This is a genomic window from Collimonas fungivorans Ter331 (assembly GCF_000221045.1).
GTDB lineage: Bacteria > Pseudomonadota > Gammaproteobacteria > Burkholderiales > Burkholderiaceae_D > Collimonas > Collimonas fungivorans_A.
Genome location: NC_015856.1, coordinates 1343086 through 1363534 on the forward strand (window position 1 = coordinate 1343086; position 20449 = coordinate 1363534).

18 protein-coding genes are annotated in these 20449 nt (G+C 59.2%); 10 read left to right on the forward strand and 8 right to left on the reverse strand.

Annotated features, from left to right (window positions below):
- The first annotated feature begins 137 nt into the window (after nucleotides 1-137).
- A complete protein-coding gene (locus CFU_RS05955) occupies nucleotides 138-1763 on the forward strand; it encodes an N-acetylmuramoyl-L-alanine amidase (protein WP_050808492.1) in 1626 nt (541 codons plus the stop codon).
- Here the strand turns inward: CFU_RS05955 and CFU_RS05960 are convergent.
- From CFU_RS05960 to CFU_RS05985, 6 genes are all read right to left on the reverse strand, one after another.
- Complete coding sequence (locus CFU_RS05960) at nucleotides 1760-2269, reverse strand: DUF1993 domain-containing protein (protein ID WP_014005138.1); 510 nt, start codon at nucleotides 2267-2269, stop codon at nucleotides 1760-1762. The genes CFU_RS05955 and CFU_RS05960 overlap by 4 nt on opposite strands.
- A gap of 93 nt (nucleotides 2270-2362) precedes the next feature.
- Complete coding sequence (locus tag CFU_RS05965; RefSeq protein ID WP_014005139.1) at nucleotides 2363-2854, reverse strand: DUF4429 domain-containing protein; 492 nt, start codon at nucleotides 2852-2854, stop codon at nucleotides 2363-2365.
- A gap of 147 nt (nucleotides 2855-3001) precedes the next feature.
- A complete protein-coding gene (locus CFU_RS05970) occupies nucleotides 3002-4777 on the reverse strand; it encodes a glutamine--tRNA ligase/YqeY domain fusion protein (protein WP_014005140.1) in 1776 nt (591 codons plus the stop codon).
- A 174-nt stretch (nucleotides 4778-4951) separates the two neighbouring features.
- Nucleotides 4952-5746 (reverse strand): LytR/AlgR family response regulator transcription factor, encoded by a 795-nt coding sequence (locus CFU_RS05975; RefSeq protein WP_014005141.1) that lies wholly within the window; start codon nucleotides 5744-5746, stop codon nucleotides 4952-4954.
- Nucleotides 5743-6840, reverse strand: coding sequence for a sensor histidine kinase (locus CFU_RS05980; RefSeq protein ID WP_014005142.1), 1098 nt, complete (start codon nucleotides 6838-6840; stop codon nucleotides 5743-5745). Before CFU_RS05980 ends, CFU_RS05975 begins: the two co-directional genes overlap by 4 nt.
- Complete coding sequence (locus tag CFU_RS05985) at nucleotides 6837-7121, reverse strand: 2TM domain-containing protein (protein ID WP_041741382.1); 285 nt, start codon at nucleotides 7119-7121, stop codon at nucleotides 6837-6839. The genes CFU_RS05980 and CFU_RS05985 overlap by 4 nt, the downstream gene beginning before the upstream one ends.
- Before the next feature lie 262 nt (nucleotides 7122-7383).
- On the opposite strand from CFU_RS05985, the gene ugpQ reads away from it, so the two are divergent.
- The 5 genes from ugpQ (at nucleotide 7384) to CFU_RS06010 (ending at nucleotide 13842) form a co-directional block, all read left to right on the forward strand.
- A complete protein-coding gene (ugpQ, locus tag CFU_RS05990; RefSeq protein ID WP_014005143.1) occupies nucleotides 7384-8172 on the forward strand; it encodes a glycerophosphodiester phosphodiesterase in 789 nt (262 codons plus the stop codon).
- 190 nt (nucleotides 8173-8362) lie between these two features.
- Nucleotides 8363-8572, forward strand: a complete 210-nt coding sequence (locus tag CFU_RS05995; RefSeq protein ID WP_081466418.1) for a hypothetical protein — start codon at nucleotides 8363-8365, stop codon at nucleotides 8570-8572.
- A 304-nt stretch (nucleotides 8573-8876) separates the two neighbouring features.
- The gene (gene alaS / locus CFU_RS06000) at nucleotides 8877-11501 is read left to right on the forward strand and encodes an alanine--tRNA ligase (protein ID WP_041741383.1); all 2625 of its coding nucleotides are present in this window, start codon (nucleotides 8877-8879) and stop codon (nucleotides 11499-11501) included.
- Between the two features lie 107 nt (nucleotides 11502-11608).
- The gene (locus CFU_RS06005; RefSeq protein WP_014005145.1) at nucleotides 11609-12163 is read left to right on the forward strand and encodes an NUDIX domain-containing protein; all 555 of its coding nucleotides are present in this window, start codon (nucleotides 11609-11611) and stop codon (nucleotides 12161-12163) included.
- A gap of 89 nt (nucleotides 12164-12252) precedes the next feature.
- Nucleotides 12253-13842, forward strand: a complete 1590-nt coding sequence (locus CFU_RS06010; RefSeq protein ID WP_014005146.1) for a rhomboid family intramembrane serine protease — start codon at nucleotides 12253-12255, stop codon at nucleotides 13840-13842.
- Here the strand turns inward: CFU_RS06010 and CFU_RS06015 are convergent, their stop codons facing one another.
- Nucleotides 13843-15189 (reverse strand): DUF4013 domain-containing protein, encoded by a 1347-nt coding sequence (locus CFU_RS06015; RefSeq protein ID WP_014005147.1) that lies wholly within the window; start codon nucleotides 15187-15189, stop codon nucleotides 13843-13845.
- Nucleotides 15190-15442: 253 nt separating this feature from the next.
- Here CFU_RS06015 and CFU_RS06020 point away from each other — a divergent pair, with 253 nt between their 5' ends.
- The 4 genes from CFU_RS06020 to CFU_RS06035 all read left to right on the forward strand — a co-directional run bounded on the left by CFU_RS06020 (nucleotide 15443) and on the right by CFU_RS06035 (nucleotide 19722).
- Nucleotides 15443-15670: a sulfurtransferase TusA family protein gene (locus tag CFU_RS06020; protein ID WP_038491550.1), complete on the forward strand. Its 228-nt coding sequence runs from the start codon at nucleotides 15443-15445 to the stop codon at nucleotides 15668-15670.
- A gap of 314 nt (nucleotides 15671-15984) precedes the next feature.
- A complete protein-coding gene (locus CFU_RS06025) occupies nucleotides 15985-16737 on the forward strand; it encodes an electron transfer flavoprotein subunit beta/FixA family protein (protein ID WP_014005149.1) in 753 nt (250 codons plus the stop codon).
- 119 nt (nucleotides 16738-16856) lie between these two features.
- Nucleotides 16857-17786, forward strand: a complete 930-nt coding sequence (locus CFU_RS06030; protein ID WP_041741384.1) for an electron transfer flavoprotein subunit alpha/FixB family protein — start codon at nucleotides 16857-16859, stop codon at nucleotides 17784-17786.
- Nucleotides 17787-17931: 145 nt separating this feature from the next.
- On the forward strand, nucleotides 17932-19722 hold the full coding sequence (locus CFU_RS06035; RefSeq protein ID WP_041741385.1) for an acyl-CoA dehydrogenase: 1791 nt from the start codon (nucleotides 17932-17934) through the stop codon (nucleotides 19720-19722).
- Between the two features lie 68 nt (nucleotides 19723-19790).
- Here the strand turns inward: CFU_RS06035 and CFU_RS06040 are convergent, their stop codons facing one another.
- The gene (locus tag CFU_RS06040; RefSeq protein ID WP_041741386.1) at nucleotides 19791-20210 is read right to left on the reverse strand and encodes an NINE protein; all 420 of its coding nucleotides are present in this window, start codon (nucleotides 20208-20210) and stop codon (nucleotides 19791-19793) included.
- Between the last annotated feature and the right edge of the window lie 239 nt (nucleotides 20211-20449).

Consider the following 20449-nt stretch of genomic DNA (forward strand, 5'->3'; position numbering starts at 1 on the left):
CTTTGCACATGCCTGCTTCCTACATTCCTTAGATCTGCTACTCAATAGCCGCGTTACAGTTGGCCTTCCCACATCGATGGGCAACCGTGATCTCTGCGATATCGGTCGTGCCTATCCATTTTCCAGGAGGGCAGACCATGTTTATTTCATTTTCTTTTTTCACCGGCATTCGCGACGCTGTGCCGTGGCGCACCAGGTCGTGGCTGGTCAAGTTGATGCTGTTGATGACCTTGATGATTGCCGTGTCCGGCGCGACAGCGGCTGCAACGCCGGCATCTCCGGACAAAACCCGGCAGGTTCAGCTTGAAGCCGAGCTGACGGGCGAGCTGCAACGTGTTGTCAACGCGCAGCGGCGCATCGAAGGGCAAGGGCGGGATGTTGTTGTAAGCGTCAGATTCGTTCGTGACGACAGGCAGCAGTTGGGGCTTGTGATCGATTTGAGCGAGGCGTATGTGCCGCAGGGCGCACTCTACTTTGGCGCCGAGATGGAGGATTTGACGAGCGAATTGGCAAATATTGCCAGTGAGTTTCTGCGGAATATCATTGTTATTTCAGGTGTGGATATTCGTTTCGGTGGAAAGGATATCTATGATTATTTTCCGGCCGAAAGTCGTTTTGCGCTGTTTTCCGGCAGAGGTGCTTCTGCACCGGTAACTGCCGCGACGATTGTATCTGCTGCCGGTCACGGTATCTATTATCACTATGGATTCAAAGACTGGCGTGCCCAGCGCGATCCTAGTAACGGTATTACGGAGGATTTCATCACTCCGGATTATGCGACTGAACTATCGCTGTGGCTGGAAAAACGTAGCGACATTGCAGCAAAATTCCCGCGCTCAAATACTACCGCCGAACACGGGCCAAGCGGTCAGCCTTGGGATGAGATTGGGGCCCGCTATAATTTGCAGTTGATTTATCCAGAAAATCCGAATCTCTGGCATTCGTTACCCGATACCACCGGCAATTTGCGTGAGCGGAACGAGGATATCCGCAGTCGACCATTGTTCGCCAATCACATTGGTGCTGATGCGATTTTCCATCTGCACACGAATGCGGCTGACCAGGCCGCCAGCGGAGTACGGGCGATATACCATACCGGACGCTCTGCTGATCAGCGGCTAGCGAATAATGTTCTATGTTATATGAAGGAGCTAATCCAAGCGAAGGAGATGTATAAGAATTATCCGGTGCCGAGTCAATCTGAAAAGCGGAACAATTTGGGCGAAAATAGGCTGGCCACCATGCCCTCGGTCATCATTGAAGCAGGTTTCCATACCAATCCCAGCGATGCGGCAGCGCTCAAGGACCCGGTATTTCGGACAGCGGCGATGAAAGGCGTAGAAAAAGGTTACCGGCTCACTGCCGAAGACAAGGGCTGTGAACCATTCAAGATTGACCGCATTCCGGATACGAGCGGCATGCAGAATACCTACATTCCGGTCGAGGTGCATTACCAGGGGTATCCGCAGTTTGCGGTGACAGCGAAAGTGGAAGTCGTGAGCTGCCCGGGCGGCTGGACTTGCAGCGGTGGCGAACTGGAGTATCCGGACCATGAGGATACGCCGTTGGTCTATGAAGTCATGTGTAACGGCATATGGTGGTCACCGGCGACTTTCCGCTTCAAGACTAGCTTGAGCGATCTGGATGGCGTCAGCCCCGCCGCGGTTGAACATACTATGACTTGCCTGCCGCCAGGGATTCGGGGCAACAGCGGGACCGGTGGGAGGCCAAGCATCAGCCTCCGTCCGCAAAAGGCACGTTAATAAGCGCCCATGAAGTCGCGCTTGCCGACTTCCACGCCGTTATGGCGCAGGATGTCATAAGCGGTGGTCACGTGGAAGAAAAACTGCGGCAGGCCGTAACCCAGCAGGTAAGTCTGGCCGGTCAGCTTCTTTTCTTTCGGCGTGCCGGGACGCAGGACGATTTCCAGCGTTTCGCTGCCGTCGATCTGCGCTGCGCTCAGGCCGTCGATGAATGCCAGCGTCTTCTGGATGCGGGCATGCAGGTCGGCGAAAGTCAGTTCGCTGTCTTCATAAGAAGGTACTTCGGCGCCGGCCAGGCGGGCCGGCACGCTCTTGGCGAAATCGGCAGCGATCTGCACCTGGCGCAGCAGCGGGAACATGTCCGGGAACAGGCGTGCCTGCAGGAAAGCATTGGGATCGATTTTCTTTTCGGTCGCGTGTGCTTCGGCCTTTGCCAATACGTCGTTGAGCGCGCTCAGCATCTGCTTGAAGACGGGAATCGAGGCGCTGTACATGGAGATGGTCATAGGTGTTCCTTGGTTGGTTATAGCTTGGTGTCTGGGAAAGGTGGCGTGATTATAGTGCTTGCATGCGGAGTTCGCTGCAACTGCCCCATATCCTTAAAGTCCTAGCAATTTTTTCTTGGTGCTGATCCATTCCGAACGCGAAATCAGCCCCTGCTTGTACTGCTCCGCCAGCCGGTCCAGCTGCTCGAAATCCACTGGCGCGCGGGTAAGCACCTGGGAAGCCGCGATTTTTTTCTCGATCGCGGTTTTCAGGTTGGCGAATTTAGTGAATTGCCTGGGGTTGAACAGCACCGTATTTTCGTCGCTGGCCGCGCGGACCAGGGTATCGTCGCTTTGTTTGCCGTGGCTCAGGTAAAAGCGGATATAGCCGTTGGTCAGCAGGCCCGGCAACTGGATGCGGACCGCGCTCAGGGCCGCGACCGGGATGTCTTTTTCACTGTTGCGGGATTGCGTCAGGCGCGCCATGGCGCCGGCGCGTTTTATCTGGACGCGGTCGCTGAGCAAGATTACCTGGCCGTTGATGCCGCGCACCTGCATCTCTACCTGTATGACGGCTTGGTTTGCGTCTGCTGCTTTCTGGTTCACGATTGTTTCAAGTTCGTCTCAAACGATGACTATTGTTGTCTATGCATCACATAATGTAACACCACGGCCAGAATGGAGAAAGACGCCGGACCGGATTTACGGTGCGACGTCTTTGTCTTCAGCTGCCGGCTCTGTTACCCGGATCTATTACTTGAGCCAGCTGTCCTTCAAGGTAACAGTCCGGTTGAACACCAGCTTGCCCGGCTGCGAATCAACCCGGTCGGCGATGAAGTAGCCGTGCCGTTCGAACTGGTAGCGCTGCTCTGGCTGGGCGTCTTTCAGGCCCGGCTCGAGGTAGGCGCTGATCACTTTCTTGGCGTCCGGGTTCAACGCCGCCTTGAAGTCCTTGCCGCCGGCATCCGGATGCGGATCGGTGAACAGGCGGTCGTACAGCCGTACTTCGGCCTCGATCGCGTGCGCCACGCTGATCCAGTGAATGTTACCCTTGACCTTGTAGTTGGCGCTGCCTTCGGTGCCGCTCTTGCTGTCGGGGAAATAGGTGCAATGGACCGCGGTCACCTTGCCGTCCGCATCCTTGTCAAAGCCGGTGCATTCGACCACGTAACCATGGCGCAGGCGCACCCGGCTGCCCGGCTTGTCGGCGCTCGGCGGGAACAGGCGGAAATACCCTTTGACCGGGGTTTCCATGAAATCTTCCTGTTCTATCCACAGCGTCTTGCTGATCGGGAAGTGGCGCAACGCCGTGGCGTGCTCCGGATGCGCAGGCGGATAGACCGGCGCGTGGCAGGCCACGGTTTCGCCTTCCGGAAAATTGTCGATGATCAGCTTCAGCGGCTGCAGCACGGCGCTGGCGCGCGGCGCCTTGGGATCGAGATCCTCGCGCAGGGCTCCTTCCAGCGAACTCATGTCGATCCAGCCGTCGGACTTGGTGACGCCGGTGCGGTCGCAGAACAACTGCAGCGATTCCGGCGTAAAGCCGCGGCGCCGGATGCCGACCAGGGTCGGCATGCGCGGATCGTCCCAGCCGTCGACGATGCCTTCGTCCACCAGCTGGCGCAGCTTGCGTTTACTGGTGATCACATAGGTCACGTTGAGGCGCGAGAATTCATACTGGTGCGGCACCGGTTTTTGCAGGAAACCGGCGCTGCTCAGGTGTTCCAGCAACCAGTCGTAGAACGGGCGGTGGTCCTGGAATTCCAGGGTGCAGATCGAATGCGAAATGTTTTCCAGCGCATCGGAAATCGGATGCGTGTAGTCGTACATCGGATAGATGCACCATTTGTCGCCGGTACGGTGATGATGGGCATGGCGGATCCGGTAGATGGCCGGGTCGCGCAGGTTCATGTTGGGCGACGCCATGTCGATCCTGGCGCGCACGATATGCTCGCCATCCTTGAATTCGCCGGCTTTCATGCGGCGGAACAGGTCCAGCGATTCTTCGGCCGAACGGTTGCGGAACGGCGAATCCTTGCCTGGCTCGCCGAAATTGCCGCGGTTGGCGGTCATCTGTTCGGCGCTTTGGCTGTCGACGTAAGCCAGGCCGGCGGTGATCAGGTATTCCGCCATTTCATACAGCTTGTCGAAGTAGTTGCTGGCGAAGTACAGGTGTTCGCCGGTATTGTCTGTCCAGTCGAAACCCAGCCAGCGCACGCTGTCGATGATGGTGTCGACGTATTCCTGTTCTTCTTTTTCAGGATTGGTGTCGTCGAAACGCAGGTGGCAGCGGCCGGCATAGTCGCGCGCTAGTCCGAAGTTGACGCAGATCGACTTAGCGTGGCCGATGTGCAGGTAGCCGTTGGGCTCCGGCGGGAAACGGGTGACCACCTGCGGCAACGGCTGACCCTGGCTGTCCTTGCGCTCGGCGTAGGCGCCGGCGGTCAGGTCGGTTTCGATGATACCGCGCAGGAAATTGGACGAGGCTGGTGCAGGTGGGGTGTGGCCGTTGGTGTGGTCGTTGCTCATGGAGGATCTATATGTACGCTTTGCGCTTTGCTGAATAAGGATATGAATCATTTTACCGTAGCGTGGCGCTTTGCAGGAGCGGCCGGCGGGATTTTGTTGCACTGCGGTCCCGCGGCTGGCAAAGGGGGGCGGACAAACGGCATTTGTTGCCATAAATGCCATTTAAATCTGCCGCTACATCTGCCTGAACAGGTGGGCGAACACGCGGCTGACCGCCAGGCTTTCGTTGCGGCCGCGCAGCTTCAGCGACAGTTTTCCGCTTTCGTCGCGGGTCGCCAGCTGAATGTATTGGTGATTGACAATGGTGCCGCGGTGTACCTGCCAGAATTGCCGGCTGTCGAGCTGCGGCAGCAAGTCCTTGAGGCTGGTGCGTATCAGCGATTCGTGCTCGGCGGTGACGACATTGATGTATTTGTCGGTGGCTTCGAAATAGATGACGTCGCCAATCGGGATCATGCGGATCTGATTGCCGACCGCGGCGCGGATCACGGTCAGCGGCTCGGAGCTGGGCTTGGGCTGCATGCTGCGCAACTGGCCGATCAAATTGTCTAGCGCGCCATTGCCGTCGCCATTCTGCTGCAGGCGCTGTTGCAGGCGGGCGATGGTCTTGCCTAGGCGGGCGTCGCTGATCGGCTTCAGCACGTAATCGGCGGCGGCATGTTCGAAGGCGCTGACCGCATATTCGTCGTAGGCGGTGACAAACACGATCAGCGGAAAGGCTTCGTTCTCCGGCCATTCCTCGGCCAGTTCCTGGGCTGCTTCGAGCCCGGTCTTGCCAGGCATCTTGATATCCAGGAACAGGATGTCGGGACGCTGCCTCAGGGTCTGTTCGACTACCGCCTGGCCATTGTCGACGCTGGCGATGATCTGCAGCTCCGGCCACAGGCGCTGCAGGGCTTGTTGCAGCGCGGCCGCCAGGATCGGTTCGTCTTCGGCTATCAGGGCACGCAAATTGGATGAGTTGGTCATGGCAGGATGGGTAACTGGAGTTGAGCGATAACGCCGTGCGGCAGCTTGGGTTTCAGGGTCAGGCTGGCCTGGGTGCCGTACAGCGCCTGCAGGCGTTCATGGATATTGCTGAGGCCGATGTGGCTGGCATGGCTGGCCGGCTGCTGCAGCGGCGGCCAGGCCGTCAGTCCGAGGCCGGTGTCGCTGACGTCGAGCAGCAGCAACTGGCCCTGGCGGCTGGCGACAACCTCGACCCGGCCGCCTTCGATCTTGGGTTCCAGGCCATGCTTGATGGCGTTTTCCACCAGCGGCTGCAGCAGCATCGGCGCTATCACGGTGTCGCGCAGGGCTGCCGGCAACTGCAGGTCAAAACTGAGACGGTTGCCCATGCGCAGCGACATCAGTTCGAGGTAGGCCTCCATCAGGGCGAATTCCTGCGCCAGCGTGGTCTGTTCGATGCGCGACGAGGATAGTGAAGCGCGCAGGAAATGGATCAGCTGGTCCAGCATCTGCTGCGCCCGCGGCGGGTCCAGCGCGATCAGGCTTTGCAGGGTGGCCAGCGTATTGAACAGCATGTGCGGCTCGATCTGCGCCTGCAGCATCTGCAGCTGTGCCTGCAATGCCTGTTTCTCGATGCCGACCGATCGCGCTTTTTCGGTGGCCGCCTGGTTGCGCAGTTCAGCCAGCGTGCTGAGGTTCCAGAAAAACAGCGTGGCGCCGATGCAGACCGACATCGTCAGGATCACCAGACCGAGGCCGCCAATATTCATGTACATGGAGAAATCATCCACGGGCAGGCCAAGCAACCAGCTGGCCAGCCGGATGCCGAGGAACAGGGCGAGACCGGAAGCCACCATTGTGAATGCGAGAAAATGCACTTTGTGCAGCGTTGCTTTGCGCTGGAACAGATAGCGGCCGGTCTGGATGAACAGCAGCGCCAGCATGCCGATGCATAGCGAAAACACCAGGTTGGTCCAGAAGAGATCGTTGATGCGCATTACATAGGTGACTATCACGGCGCAGATGACGTCGATGCCGATGTTAACGAGCAGGCTGCGCAGCAGGCGCCGGGCCAGCGGCAGGTCGTTTTGCGGTAATGCGGTGGTCGGCTTCATGCGTGAGGGTTGTGGTTATGTTTGTCTAGTTCGCGTTCTATCATGCGCCGCTTCCATTGTGCGCCCGGCGCGTGCAGGAACACCGCCAAGGCGTGTGATAGTAACCCGATTCCCCAGCCCAGGGCCGGCCAGAATACCCATGCATGGCCGGGATTGTGCAGGTAGTTCAGCAGCGCTAGGCCGCTGTTGACGATCAGGTATATCGCCAGGTGCCTGAAAAAGCCGATTTTGCGTTCAACCCGTTCTTGCGCATCCTGGTAACTGAAGGTATGGTCGTTCATCGTTGTTCTCCCGTGTAGGTATGCCTGAATTCTGAACGCCAAGACCGGCGGCTGACAGCAAAATGCGACGAAACCTGCCCAGGATGTCGCGAATGGCGTTCGCGGCGCGACGGATGAAACCCGGAGCAGGATCGGCAGGGTGGGGTGTGCCAAATAAATCGAATCATTTAAGATGGCAGTTCAGGATCGGCAATACAGCTTCCAGTACCTTTTATGGTTGCCTGATCGTTATTCGAACGTATTTGCTTGAAAGAGAAGAGTTATGTGGCCTTACCCAAAAGTTGTCGCGCACCGCGGCGGCGGCACGCTGGCGCCTGAAAACACCCTGGCAGCCATGCGCTGCGGTCTGCAGCATGGTTTCCATGCAGTGGAATTCGATGTCATGCTGGCGCGCGACGGCGTGCCGGTGCTGATGCACGACGCCGTGTTCGGCCGCACTGTGCGCGGCGTCGGCAAGGTTGCCGATTTCAGCGCGCAGGAACTGACCGCCATGGACGCCGGCAGCTGGCTGGGGCCGCAATTCGCCGGCGAGCCGGTATGCACCTACCAGCAGGTGCTCGAATTCTGCCGCCGGAACGGCATCTGGATGAATGTCGAAATCAAGCCGGCCGAAGGCTTTGAGATAGAGACCGGGCGCGTGGTGGCCCAGGTAACAGAGGAATTTTTCGGCGCCGAGGTGGCGGCTCACGCGGCTGGCAGGCGCGGCGCCTGGGCCGATCCGGCCTTGCCCTTGCTCTCGTCTTTCTCGTTTGCCGCCTTGCGCGCCGCGCAAGTGGCCGCGCCCGACATACCGCGCGGCTTCCTGACCGACGTCATTGAGGACGACTGGCAAGAACGGTTGCAGGAACTGGATGCGGTGGCGCTGCACACCAACCACAAATATCTCTCGCCGATGCAGGCGCAGGCAGTTAGCCAGGCCGGCTACGGTCTGTTCTGCTACACGGTGAATACGCCGACCCGGGCCAGGGAAATCCTGGGCTGGGGCGTGGATGGGTTTTGCACAGACCGGATCGACCTGATCGGCGCGGATTTCCCTGGTGCGCCAGGCTGAAAACCGCTTCGCAGCCGCCGCCCAAAACTGTTGGTAACTTCATGTCAACCAAATCCAGAAGCTGGCGTTAATAGAGTGCAGAACCGAGTTTCAAGCCATGTGCTCCGTGACCGGGCGAATGGTTGATCGTAGATTTCACTCGTAAAGCACCAAATTTGCTTGTTTTTAAAATAACTGAAAGGAAGTCAAAATGAAGATCAATAAATTGCTGGCTGCCATCGTTGTCGCTGCTTTCGCCCTGCCAGCCATGGCGCAAACCGCAGCGGCTCCTGCTGCCCCGGCAGCAGCTCCGGCCGCTGACGCTGCTGCTCCTGCAGCACCTGCAAAAAAAGCAGGCAAGAAACATCACCACAAGAAAAGCCACAAGATCACAGCTACACCGGTAAACAAAGGCGCTTAAATAGCGTGCAATACAACTGATATAGGCGCAAATACCGCCTTCCTATCATTAAAAGCCCGCCGGAAGCGATTCTGGCGGGCTTTTTTCATGTGGCTGCGGCAGAATAGCCCGGCAGGTATCACGTATAATCAAAGGTTTGCAAAAGGACATACTTAGAGGACTTACGCAAAACTGCCCCCAGCGGCGTTACTCCTCCTAGCCGTACGCCGTACTGTCTTCGTCGTCGTGCCTTGCTGGGACAGTTTTGCGTAAGTCCTTATATTGTGTCCCTTGCCTTTTTCCGTTTCATTTTTTGCCCAAGAACATGAACTCAGCCGAAATCCGCGAAAAGTTTCTCAAATTCTTTGAATCCAAAGGCCACACCATCGTGCGCTCGTCGAGCCTGGTGCCAGGCAACGATCCGACATTGCTGTTTACCAATTCCGGCATGGTGCAGTTCAAGGACGTGTTCCTGGGCACCGAAAAGCGCAACTATGTGCGCGCCACCTCGGTGCAGCGCTGCCTGCGCGCCGGCGGCAAGCACAACGATCTGGAAAACGTCGGGTATACCGCACGCCACCATACTTTTTTCGAAATGCTGGGCAACTGGTCGTTCGGCGACTATTTCAAGCACGATTCGCTGGTCTGGGCCTGGGAGCTGCTGACCAAGGTATATGGCTTGCCGGCTGACAAGCTGTGGGCCACGGTATATGAAACCGATGACGAAGCCTTCGATATCTGGCACAAGGTGATCGGCCTGCCGAAGGAGCGCATCGTGCGCATCGGCGACAACAAGGGCGCGCCGTATGCGTCGGACAATTTCTGGCAGATGGCCGACACTGGCCCTTGCGGTCCTTGTTCGGAAATTTTCTACGACCACGGCCCCGACGTCTGGGGCGGTCCTCCGGGCAGCCCGGAGCAGGACGGCGACCGCTACATCGAAATCTGGAACAACGTGTTCATGCAGTTCGACCGCCAGATCGACCCGAAGACCGGCGAAGCCACTTTGACCCCGCTGCCGAAGCAGTGCGTCGATACCGGCATGGGCCTGGAGCGCCTGGCCGCGGTATTGCAGCACGTGCATAGCAACTATGAAATCGACCTGTTCCAGCGCCTGATCAAGGCCGCTGCGCGCGAAACCAATATCACCGACCTGGAAAACAATTCGCTGAAAGTGATCGCCGATCACATCCGCGCCTGTTCTTTCCTGGTGGTCGACGGCGTGATTCCCGGCAATGAAGGCCGCGGTTACGTATTGCGCCGGATTATCCGCCGCGCCTTGCGCCACGGCCACAAGCTGGGCCAGACCAAGCCGTTCTTCTACCGCCTGGTCAAGGACCTGGTGCTGGAAATGGGCGCTGCCTACCCGGAACTGCCGGAAGCCGCGGAGCGCGTTGAACAGGTGCTGAAGCAGGAAGAAGAACGTTTCGGCGAAACGCTGGAACACGGCATGAAGATCCTGGAAGCGGCGCTGGCCAAGACACCGAAAAAACTGGATGGCGAAACCGCCTTTACGCTGTACGACACTTTCGGCTTTCCGCTGGACCTGACCGCGGACATTTGCCGCGAACGCGAAGTCGAACTGGACGAAGTCGGCTTTACCACGGCGATGGAGCGCCAGAAATCGACTGCGCGCGCAGCCGGCAAGTTCAAGATGGCGGCGGCAGTGGAATACAGTGGCGATAAGACCAGCTTTGTCGGTTACGACAACCTGGTCCATGACGCCAAAGTGCTGGCCCTGTATGTGGACGGCAGCGCAGTACAAAAAATCGCAGCCGGCCAGGATGCGATCGTGGTGCTGGACACCACGCCGTTCTATGCTGAATCGGGCGGCCAGGTCGGCGATTCCGGCGTGCTGGAAGCGGCAGGCGGCTTGTTCGAAGTTGCCGATACCCAGAAAATCCAGGCTGATGTTTTCGGCCATCACGGCAGCCTGCGCAGCGGTTCGCTGGCGGTCGGCGACCAGCTCAACGCCAAGGTCGACACCGCGGTGCGCGCGCGCACCGTGCGCAATCACTCGGCCACCCACCTGATGCACAAGGCGTTGCGTGAAGTATTGGGCGGCCATGTCGCGCAAAAAGGTTCTTTGGTCGATGCCGACAAGACCCGTTTCGACTTTAGCCACAATGCTCCGGTCAGCGCCGATGAAATCCGCCGCATCGAAGAAATCGTCAACCGCGAAATCCTGGCCAACGTCGCGACGGAAGCTAGGTTGATGTCGTTCGACGACGCGGTCGGCGCCGGCGCCATGGCCTTGTTCGGTGAAAAATACGGTGACGAAGTGCGGGTGCTGTCGATCGGCACGTCGCGCGAATTGTGCGGCGGCACCCACGTCAGCCGCACCGGCGACATCGGCCTGTTCAAGATCGTGGCCGAAGGCGGCGTTGCCGCCGGCATCCGCCGCATCGAAGCGGTGACCGGCGAAGCCGGGCTGGCGCTGGTGCAGAACCTGAGCAACCGCGTCAATGAAGCGGCGGCGGCATTAAAAGCGCAGCCGGAAGAACTGACCCAGCGCATCGCGCAGGTGCAGGACCACGTCAAGGCGCTGGAGAAAGAGCTGAGCAGCCTGAAATCGAAGCTGGCGGCGAACCAGGGCGACGAGCTGGTGTCCCAGGCCGTCGACGTTAAGGGCATCAAGGTGCTGGCGGCGACGCTGGAAGGCGCCGATAGCGCGACCTTGCGCGAAACCATGGACAAGCTGAAGGATAAGCTGAAGACTGCCGCCATCGTCCTGGCTGCGGTGAAGGACGGCAAGGTGAGCCTGATCGCCGGCGTCACCGCCGATGCTACCGCCAAGGTCAAGGCCGGCGAGCTGGTCAATTTTGTCGCCCTGCAGGTCGGCGGCAAAGGCGGCGGCCGGCCCGACATGGCGCAAGCCGGCGGCACCGACGCCAGCGGCCTGGCGGCTGCGCTGCAAGGCGTTGCAGCCTGGGTCGGCGAACGCGCATAAAGAACCTGGCCGAGATCGTGGCTAGCCAAAGCGGGGAGCATCAAATCGCAGTAGTATCGCGGATTGATGCTCCCCGCTTTTTTTGTCCTTAACTAAACATTCTTGCCATGAGCGATTTCAAATTCTGCCCGGTTTGTGCCACTTCCCTGATCCAGCGCAGCGATGAAGGCGAGGGCGGGAAGTCGCGCCTGGCTTGTCCCGAAGGACACTGGACGCACTGGGACAATCCGTTGCCGGTGCTGGCGGCGATCGTCGAGATCGACGGCAAGGTCCTGCTGGCGCGCAATGCGGCATGGGAAGAGGGCATGTTTGCGCTGATCACCGGCTTCATGGAGCGCGATGAAACCCCGGAGCAGGGCATCGCCCGCGAAATCAAGGAAGAAACCAATCTCGACGCCGAGCAGGTCAAGCTGGTCGGCGTGTATGAATTCATGCGCAAGAACGAGCTGATCATTGCCTACCACGTCAAGGCCTCCGGCCAGATACGGCTGTCGCCGGAACTGCTGGAATACCGCCTGCTGGAACCGGCCGCATTGCGCCCCTGGCGCGCCGGCACCGGCCACGCTGTTGCCGACTGGATGCGGGCGCAGGGACTGGCGGTCGAATATGTCGACCGGCCCTTGTTGCAGAAGGCGCAGCCCGAACCTGCCTTGAAAGCGTAAGGGCGCCCGGGCAGCAAAAATAACGCTGCCATGCGGCAATGACTGGGTAAAATTGCATGATTAAAATCCCCACCTGCTCTTGACCCGCTATGCTGATTATCCCGGTAGACCGTAAGCCAGACTGGAAGCGCCCGCCGCTGGTCACTATCCTGCTGGTGCTGGTCAACCTGCTGATTTATTTCGGCATCCAGTGGCACGAGCGCAGCCAGATGGAGCCTGCGGCGCACTATTACCTGGTCGAGTCGCGCCTGCCGGAATTCGAATTTCCCGCTTATGCACGTTACCTGGAAAGCGATAACAAGCCCGAGGCCGCTGCCGCCATGCGCAAGGGGCTGGAGCGTTGGCGGCGGCTGCGGGCTCGGGCTGACCTGGCTGCGGCGCGCGACGGCAAGACCGCGTCGCTGGAAAACTACGAGGCGCTGATCGAGAGCTGGTATGTGCTGGACGCCGACCTGCGTTTTTCGGCCTTGATGCAGCAAGCGAAACCGGCTGTGCTGGGCACCGTCGGCGCCGACGACCTGGCCGAATGGAAGGAGCAGCGAGAGCATTACGTGCTGACCCGCAAGCGCAGTTTCACCGAACGCTATGCATTGATCCCGGCGCAGGCCTTCGAGCGCCCGGTGACCTTGCTGACGCATATGTTCCTGCACGCCAGCGTCGAGCACGTGCTGGGCAACATGGTGTTCCTGGCGATGGTCGGTTACGCGGTCGAGATATTGCTGGGCGGCGGCTGGTACCTGCTGTTTTACCTGTTGTCGGGTTTGCTGTCGGCCGCGTTTTATCTTGTGTTCCGCGGCGACAGCATGATCCTGTCGCTGGGCGCTTCTGGCGCCATTTCCGGCGTCATGGGGATGTACACCGTGCTGTACGGTTTGCGCAAGATACGATTCTTTTACTGGTTCCTGTTTTACTTCGATTTCTTCAAGGCACCGGCATTGATCATGCTGCCGATCTGGGTCGGCAAGGAAGTCTTCGACCTCTGGTTCGGCGCGCCGTCGAACACCAATTACTACGCCCATATCGGCGGCTTGCTGGGCGGCGCCTTGCTGGCGCTGGCCTATCGCTTGCTGGCGCGGCGCAAGCTGGAGCAGGCGCACGCCACCTATGTTGCTCCCGCCGACGATGACAAGCAGCTGCGCAGCCTGCAGCAGAGCGCCTATTCGGCCTTGAGCCGGCTCGACTTCGAACGCGCCCGCCGTGATTTCAGCAGCCTGGTGAACCGGACCCTGGCGCAGCAACAGGCGCCGCAACCGGACTGGCTGCTGCAATTGTTCAATCTGTCGAAACAGGCGCCGGCCGCGCCGATTTTCCACAAGACCGCCGAGATGCTGCTGCGTTTGCCGAAGGGCAGCCTGGCCGAGGACAAGATCCACCAGGTCTACCTGGATTATGTGGCGAGAGCCGAACCGCGCCCGCAACTGAGCAGCGAGCAATCGCTGGCGGCTGCCAAGCGCTTTGCCTTGAACGGCCAGCCGCAGACCGCGGCGGCTATCCTGCAGATATTGATGGTGACCGCGCGCCAGCACCAGCAGCTGCCGCAGCTGGTGCAGTTCGTGGCGCGGGGATTCATGGCGGCCGGCATGCACGACAAGGCGCAGCATTACCAGAAACTGCTGCAGCAGCAGTTTCCGCTGAGCGAGGAAAGCCGGCTGGCGACCAGCCCGGGCAATCGATACTGATCAGGTTTGCGGCGCGCCCTGGGCCAGACGTTCAATCACGTTCTTGTAGCGCTGCGCTTCGTCCGCCGCCGGGTTGCTCGGCCATTGCGCGATCACGTGGTTGAACAGCGACAGGGCGCGGGCATCCTGGCGCAAGTGGTCGGACAGCAGCTTGCCGGCCAGCACCAGCACTGCCGGCACATCTTTATGGCGTGCCGCGCGCTTGTGGAAGCCGGACACGATTTCCAGCGCAATCTGGTATTCGCGCACTGAAGCGGCTGCCGCGGCAATTTCCAATACATGGTCGGGATTGTCGATCTTGAATTCAGGATCGAGCTGGCGCGCCTGGCGCCAGGCGTCGCCGATGCGGCCCGGCTTGCCCGAGCGGGCCAGTGTAAACAGATGGCGCGGCGCATATTCCAGCTGCTTGCCCTTGTCGCCCTTGAGCATCAGCAGTTTGGCGTAATGGCTCGACAATTGCGCGTTGAACTGGTCGTAGCGCAGTTCTTCCCACACCATTTCGATGGCCAGGTTGATGTCGCCGTCGCGAATCAGCGCGCCGATCTGCTGCGCCAGGATTTCGTCGTCGCTCAGGGGGCGGTTCTGGCGGCTGCTGGCCAGCGCGTTGAATTCAAAATTGCGATCAGGCGCATAACCTATCTCCTGATGGTACTGGTACATCGTATAACCCATCAGGTTGAAGCCGACCAGCGTGAAATAGGCGCAAACGAAGATGGCCAGGCCGATCAGCATGGTGATCGGCAATTTCCCGAGGAACAGCTCAATGGTGATCGGCGCGCACTGGCTGAGGATGAAGCCGAATACCCACAGCGCCAGGTAGGGCCAGCCGCAGGCTTTGATCATCTTGAACACGTTGAAGGGATTGATGGCGTCGGTAAAGCTGTGGGTATGTCCCAGCACCATGATGCTGGCCGGCAGCATCAGGTTGGCCAGGGCGCTTCCCAGCAGCCCGAGGAAGGAATGGAGGTCGGCCATGATGGCGACAAAGATGCCTTGCACCAGCATCACGAAGTACAGCTTGTAGGGCGACATCTTGTGCATGTCGTCGGGCTCGTCGAAATCGGCGTAGCGCAAATTGCCGAGCGAGGTCTGCTCCAGGATCCGGAATGCCTGGCGCATCAGGTCGATCGACAGGCCCAGGCCGACCAGCACCGCGACAATCAGGATGACCGGCGAAAAGCCGTCGTCGCCGCTCCTGCCCAGCAGCCACAGGCCGCAGCCGAGCAGGGCGTATAAGGCAGGGCGCCAGACCAGCTGTTGCTGCAGCGGATACAGGAAAAAAAGGGGCAAGCGCTGCCAGAACGGCGTAATGTTGTTGTAAGGATTGTGGCTAAGACTGTCTTGCATGCGAGTTCCCCGGAATGGCGCGTAGAGCTGCCTTAGAGCGGCATTGGCTGTTTTCTAGTTACATTTTGTTACGCCAGAAAATGAATGTTAGCATGTGAATCGAAACTTAAATTGCATTAAAGACATATTTATTTATGGCGCTGCTGTTGTAAAAATGACTGATGGATTGTTGCGATGCGTCAGAGGGTCCTGCGTTTGGAGTAGAATCATCAAATAGCAGCAAATGTTAAAAATTTTTACATTAGAAGTGGTTATGGAATTTAATAAAGAACTCGATGCACGCGGTCTGCACTGCCCACTGCCGATTTTGAAAACCAAGAAGGCGTTGGCGGACATGCTGAGCGGCGAAGTGCTGCGTGTATTGGCGACTGACTCTGGTTCGGTGCGCGATTTCCAGGCGTTTGCGAAGCAGACCGGCAATGATTTGCTGGAGCAGAGCGAAGAAAACAGAGAGTTCATTTTCTTCATGAAGCGCAAGTAAGAAACCAGCCGCCGTCTTGCTGTAAATCTTTATCCCCCATGCGCAACCAGCGTCCTGCCGGTTACGCCATCCCTCGGTTTTCCTTGATTTTTGCCAGCCTTGTCCAAGGCTGGCCCGTCATATTTTCAACGCTTTAGCCACGCTTGGCCTGCCTTGCTCCACAAGGGGCTGGCGCAATTAGTCGGTTTGCTCTAAGATTTAATAGAACGATCGTGCTAAATTTCAGCGTCGGATCGAATTCTCTCTTATAATTCCCAGTTAAGATTTACGTTAACGTCAATTCAGATTTTTTATTTTCAATAAAAGGCATAACGATGAAAGTATTAGTACCAGTCAAGCGTGTCGTCGACTACAACGTCAAGGTGCGGGTCAAGTCGGACGGCAGCGGTGTAGATATTGCCAACGTCAAGATGTCGATGAATCCGTTTGACGAAATCGCGGTGGAAGAAGCCACGCGCCTGAAAGAAGGCGGCAAGGTCACTGAAGTGATCGCCATCTCCTGCGGCGTGACGCAATGCCAGGAAACCCTGCGCACGGCAATGGCGATCGGCGCCGACCGCGGCATCCTGGTCGATACTGCCGATACCGACCTGCAGCCGCTGGCGGTGGCGAAATTGCTGAAGGCGGTGGCTGACAAAGAACAGCCGCAGCTGATCATCCTCGGCAAACAGGCGATCGACGACGACTGCAACCAGACTGGCCAGATGCTGGCTGCGCTGCTGGGCTGGCCGCAAGCAACTTTTGCTTCCAAGGTCGTGCTGGAAGACGGCAAGGTCACGGTCACGCGCGAAGTCGACGGCGGCCTGGAAACCATTGCCCTGACGCTGCCGGCCATCATCACTACCGATTTGCGCCTGAACGAGCCGCGTTACGTAACGCTGCCGAACATCATGAAAGCCAAGAAGAAAACGCTGGACGTGTTCAAGCCGGCCGACCTGGGCGTGGACGTCGCACCGCGCCTGAAGACATTGAAGGTAGTGGAGCCAGCCAAGCGCAGCGCCGGCATCAAGGTGCCTGACGTGGCGACCCTGGTCGCCAAGCTGAAGAATGAAGCCAAGGTCCTGTAAACGGTTGCAGAACCGGATCGCAGAACCGGCGCATTTCCAAACCACTATTCAAGAACCAAGCGTAACGCCGCAGCATCGCCAACACGGTGCAGGCGAGCGCACATAAATCAGGAGCCCACATGACAGCCCTAGTCATCGCTGAACACGATAATGCCTCATTAAAAGGCAGTACTCTCAATACCGTCACCGCCGCCAGCCAATGCGGCGGCGAAGTCCATGTGCTGGTCGCAGGCAGCAGCTGCGGCGCGGCCGCGCAAGCCGCAGCCCAGCTGGCTGGCGTCAGCAAGGTACTGGTGGCGGACGCCGCCTATTTCGCCGATGGTCTGGCCGAGAACGTCGCCGAGCAGGTGCTGGCACTGGCTGCTGCCTACAGTCATATCCTGGCGCCGGCTACTGCCTACGGTAAAAACATCCTGCCGCGTGTCGCCGCCAAGCTGGACGTCGGCCAGATTTCCGAAATCACCAAGGTCGACAGCCCGGACACTTTCGAGCGCCCGATCTACGCCGGCAACGCCATTGCCACCGTGCAGTCGAGCGACGCCACCAAGGTCATCACTGTCCGTACCACCGGCTTTGATGCTGCCGCCGGCGGCGGTTCTGCTGCTGTCGAAAACATCGCGGCCGCTGCCGATTTCGGCAAATCCGCATTCGTCTCGCGCGAACTGGCGAAATCGGATCGCCCTGAACTGACGGCAGCCAAGATCATCGTCTCCGGCGGCCGCGGCATGGGTTCCGCTGAAAACTTCAAGATCCTGGAGCCGCTGGCCGACAAGCTCAACGCTGCCATGGGCGCTTCGCGCGCCGCGGTCGATGCCGGTTTTGTGCCTAACGACTGGCAGGTCGGACAAACCGGCAAGATCGTGGCGCCGCAGCTGTATATCGCGGTCGGCATTTCCGGCGCGATCCAGCATCTGGCCGGGATGAAAGACTCCAAGGTGATCGTCGCCATCAACAAGGACGAAGAAGCGCCGATTTTCTCGGTGGCGGACTACGGCATTGTCGGCGACCTGTTCGAGATCGTGCCGCAACTGGTGGCTGAACTGGGCTAAGTCAGCTACGGCCGACGGGCGTTTTGCATGACGTCGAAAAACAGGATTTTTCGACGTTCTGCTAAAAATCGAAAGTATACGGGTGGTATTGCAGGCGCCGGTTTTGCCAGGCCCGGTGGTGCCGCCCAATTTTTTGGAGTCACTCATGAGTTATGTCGCCCCCTTGAAAGACATGCTGTTCGTTCTTAACGAACTGGCTGGTCTGGAGCAGGTCAGCACGCTGCCTGGTTGCGAAGACGCGACGCCGGAAACCGTGGAAGCGGTGTTGCAGGAAAACGCCAAGTTCTGCAGCGAAGTCGTGGCGCCCTTGAACCGTAGCGGCGACCAGGAGCCCAGCTATTGGCATGATGGCGAAGTCACTACCAGCAAAGGTTTCAAAGAAGCGTTCAAGGCGTTTGCCGAAGCCGGCTGGCAAGGCGTGCAGCATCCGGTGGAATTCGGCGGCCAGGGTTTGCCCAAGCTGGTGGCGACGCCGTGCATCGAAATGCTGAATGCGGCCAACCTGTCTTTCGCCCTGTGCCCTTTGCTGAGCGACGGCGCGATCGAAGCCTTGCTGACTGCGGGCAGCGACGAGCAGAAACGCATCTACCTGGAAAACCTGGTGTCCGGCAAATGGACCGGCACCATGAACCTGACCGAGCCACAGGCCGGTTCCGACCTGGCGCTGGTGCGCACCCGCGCGGTGCCGCAGGGCGACGGCACTTACAAGATTTCCGGCACCAAGATTTTCATCACCTACGGCGAACACGATATGGCTGAGAATATCGTGCACCTGGTGCTGGCGCGCACGCCGAGCGCGCCGGAAGGGGTGAAGGGCATTTCGCTGTTCATTGTGCCGAAATTCATGGTCAATGCGGACGGCACGCCGGGCGCCCGCAACGATGTCCATTGCGTTTCGCTGGAACACAAGCTGGGCATCAAGGCTAGCCCGACCGCGGTGTTGCAGTTCGGCGACCACGGCGGCGCTGTCGGCACCCTGGTGGGCGAAGAGAACCGCGGCCTCGAATACATGTTCATCATGATGAACGCGGCACGCTTCGCGGTTGGCTTGCAAGGCATCAGCGTGGCCGAGCGCGCTTACCAGAAGGCGCTGGCCTACGCCAAGGACCGCGTGCAATCGCGCGACCTGGCCGGTTCTGCCGGCGCCGTGACCATCATCCACCAGCCGGACGTGCGCCGCATGCTGATGAGCATGCGCTCGCAGACCGAGGCGGCGCGTGCGCTGGCTTATGTCACGGCGGCTGCCCACGACGCCGCCCATCATCACGCCGACGACGCGACCCGCAAGGCCAACCAGGCGTTCTATGAATTCATGGTGCCTGTCGTCAAGGGCTGGTCGACCGAGATCTCAATCGACGTCGCCTCGACCGGGGTGCAGATCCACGGCGGCATGGGTTTCATCGAAGAAACTGGGGCCGCCCAGTTCTACCGCGATGCGCGCATCCTGACGATTTACGAAGGCACCACGGCGATCCAGGCCAACGACCTGGTCGGCCGCAAGACCGCGCGCGACGGCGGCGCGGTGGCCAAGGCCATCATCGCCCAGGTGCGCGCCACGCAGGCTGAGCTGGCGAACAGCGGTGCGCCTGACCTGGTCGCCATCGGCAAGCAGCTGGCCAGCGGCGCCGACGCGCTGGAGCAGGTAGTCGCTTATGTGGTCGGCAACCTGAAAAGCGACATCAAGGGCGTGTTTGCCGGCAGCGTGCCGTACCTGAAGCTGGCCGGCATCGTGCTGGGCGGCTGGCAGCTGGGACGGGCGGCGCTGGTGGCGACGCAAAAACTGCAGTCGGCAGCGGGCGACAGCAATTTCTACCAGGCCAAGATCGGCACGGCGCGTTTCTTTGCCGAACATATCCTGTCCCAGGCTGACGCTTATCGCATTTCGATCGTCGAAGGCAGCAGCGGCGTGATGGCGCTGACGGAAGACCAGTTCTGATTTTTCCTGGCGTAACGTAAAAAAAGCAGCCAAGCGGCTGCTTTTTTTATTGATGCAAGGGCGCCGGCTCAGCCGTAGGCGCCGCCGGTGAACAACAGGTCGAAAGTGCGGGCAATCGCGCCGATCAGGGCAATTGCGCCACATCCCAGGGTCAGCACCACCAGCAGCACCACAAACCAGCTGGAGTCCGATTTGCGGCCGGAATCGGGGTTGTATTGCGCATCCCATTTTTCGTCCGGCGTCAGTCCTATGACCAGCGATTCGATGCAGGCAACCAGGCCCGAGACGATCAGCGGTCCGAACAGGAAGGCTGTCTGCTGGGTTTGCCCCAAAAACAGATACGCCAGCAGGGAAATTGGCAAAGTGGCAAGATGCAACCAACCCCAGATGTCTTTGATTCCCTTCAGGTAGAAGCGATGCAAGCCGATGCTGCCGAATACGGTAGCCACGAAAGTGGCGAGAGTCTTGTTCTTGTGGGGTTGGGTCATGTGCGGGATGGATGGGGCTGGAGCAAAAAAAGAAGGCAATCCTTGCATCAAGTGGGAATATTGCTAATATACTGGCTTGGCTATCGCCACTGATGTTTCCGAAGCGCACCATGCGTGCCGGAAAGCAGATTGAGGGCGTAGTGTACAGCCTGCTTCAATAGAATGTCACTTTGATAGTCAGGCCCGCTCGCGGCATAGAGCCGCAGAGCGTTTTAGAGCCCTGCAAATACCTGTTTGAC

Coding starts and splice junctions, on each gene's coding strand:
- CFU_RS05955 (WP_050808492.1), top strand. CDS start 138: ATGTTTATTTCATTTTCTTTTTTCACCGGCATTCGCGACGCTGTGCCG.
- CFU_RS05960 (WP_014005138.1), bottom strand. CDS start 2,269: ATGACCATCTCCATGTACAGCGCCTCGATTCCCGTCTTCAAGCAGATG.
- CFU_RS05970 (WP_014005140.1), bottom strand. CDS start 4,777: ATGAGCAACGACCACACCAACGGCCACACCCCACCTGCACCAGCCTCG.
- CFU_RS05975 (WP_014005141.1), bottom strand. CDS start 5,746: ATGACCAACTCATCCAATTTGCGTGCCCTGATAGCCGAAGACGAACCG.
- CFU_RS05980 (WP_014005142.1), bottom strand. CDS start 6,840: ATGAAGCCGACCACCGCATTACCGCAAAACGACCTGCCGCTGGCCCGG.
- CFU_RS05985 (WP_041741382.1), bottom strand. CDS start 7,121: ATGAACGACCATACCTTCAGTTACCAGGATGCGCAAGAACGGGTTGAA.
- ugpQ (WP_014005143.1), top strand. CDS start 7,384: ATGTGGCCTTACCCAAAAGTTGTCGCGCACCGCGGCGGCGGCACGCTG.
- CFU_RS05995 (WP_081466418.1), top strand. CDS start 8,363: ATGAAGATCAATAAATTGCTGGCTGCCATCGTTGTCGCTGCTTTCGCC.
- alaS (WP_041741383.1), top strand. CDS start 8,877: ATGAACTCAGCCGAAATCCGCGAAAAGTTTCTCAAATTCTTTGAATCC.
- CFU_RS06005 (WP_014005145.1), top strand. CDS start 11,609: ATGAGCGATTTCAAATTCTGCCCGGTTTGTGCCACTTCCCTGATCCAG.
- CFU_RS06010 (WP_014005146.1), top strand. CDS start 12,253: ATGCTGATTATCCCGGTAGACCGTAAGCCAGACTGGAAGCGCCCGCCG.
- CFU_RS06015 (WP_014005147.1), bottom strand. CDS start 15,189: ATGCAAGACAGTCTTAGCCACAATCCTTACAACAACATTACGCCGTTC.
- CFU_RS06020 (WP_038491550.1), top strand. CDS start 15,443: ATGGAATTTAATAAAGAACTCGATGCACGCGGTCTGCACTGCCCACTG.
- CFU_RS06025 (WP_014005149.1), top strand. CDS start 15,985: ATGAAAGTATTAGTACCAGTCAAGCGTGTCGTCGACTACAACGTCAAG.
- CFU_RS06030 (WP_041741384.1), top strand. CDS start 16,857: ATGACAGCCCTAGTCATCGCTGAACACGATAATGCCTCATTAAAAGGC.
- CFU_RS06035 (WP_041741385.1), top strand. CDS start 17,932: ATGAGTTATGTCGCCCCCTTGAAAGACATGCTGTTCGTTCTTAACGAA.
- CFU_RS06040 (WP_041741386.1), bottom strand. CDS start 20,210: ATGACCCAACCCCACAAGAACAAGACTCTCGCCACTTTCGTGGCTACC.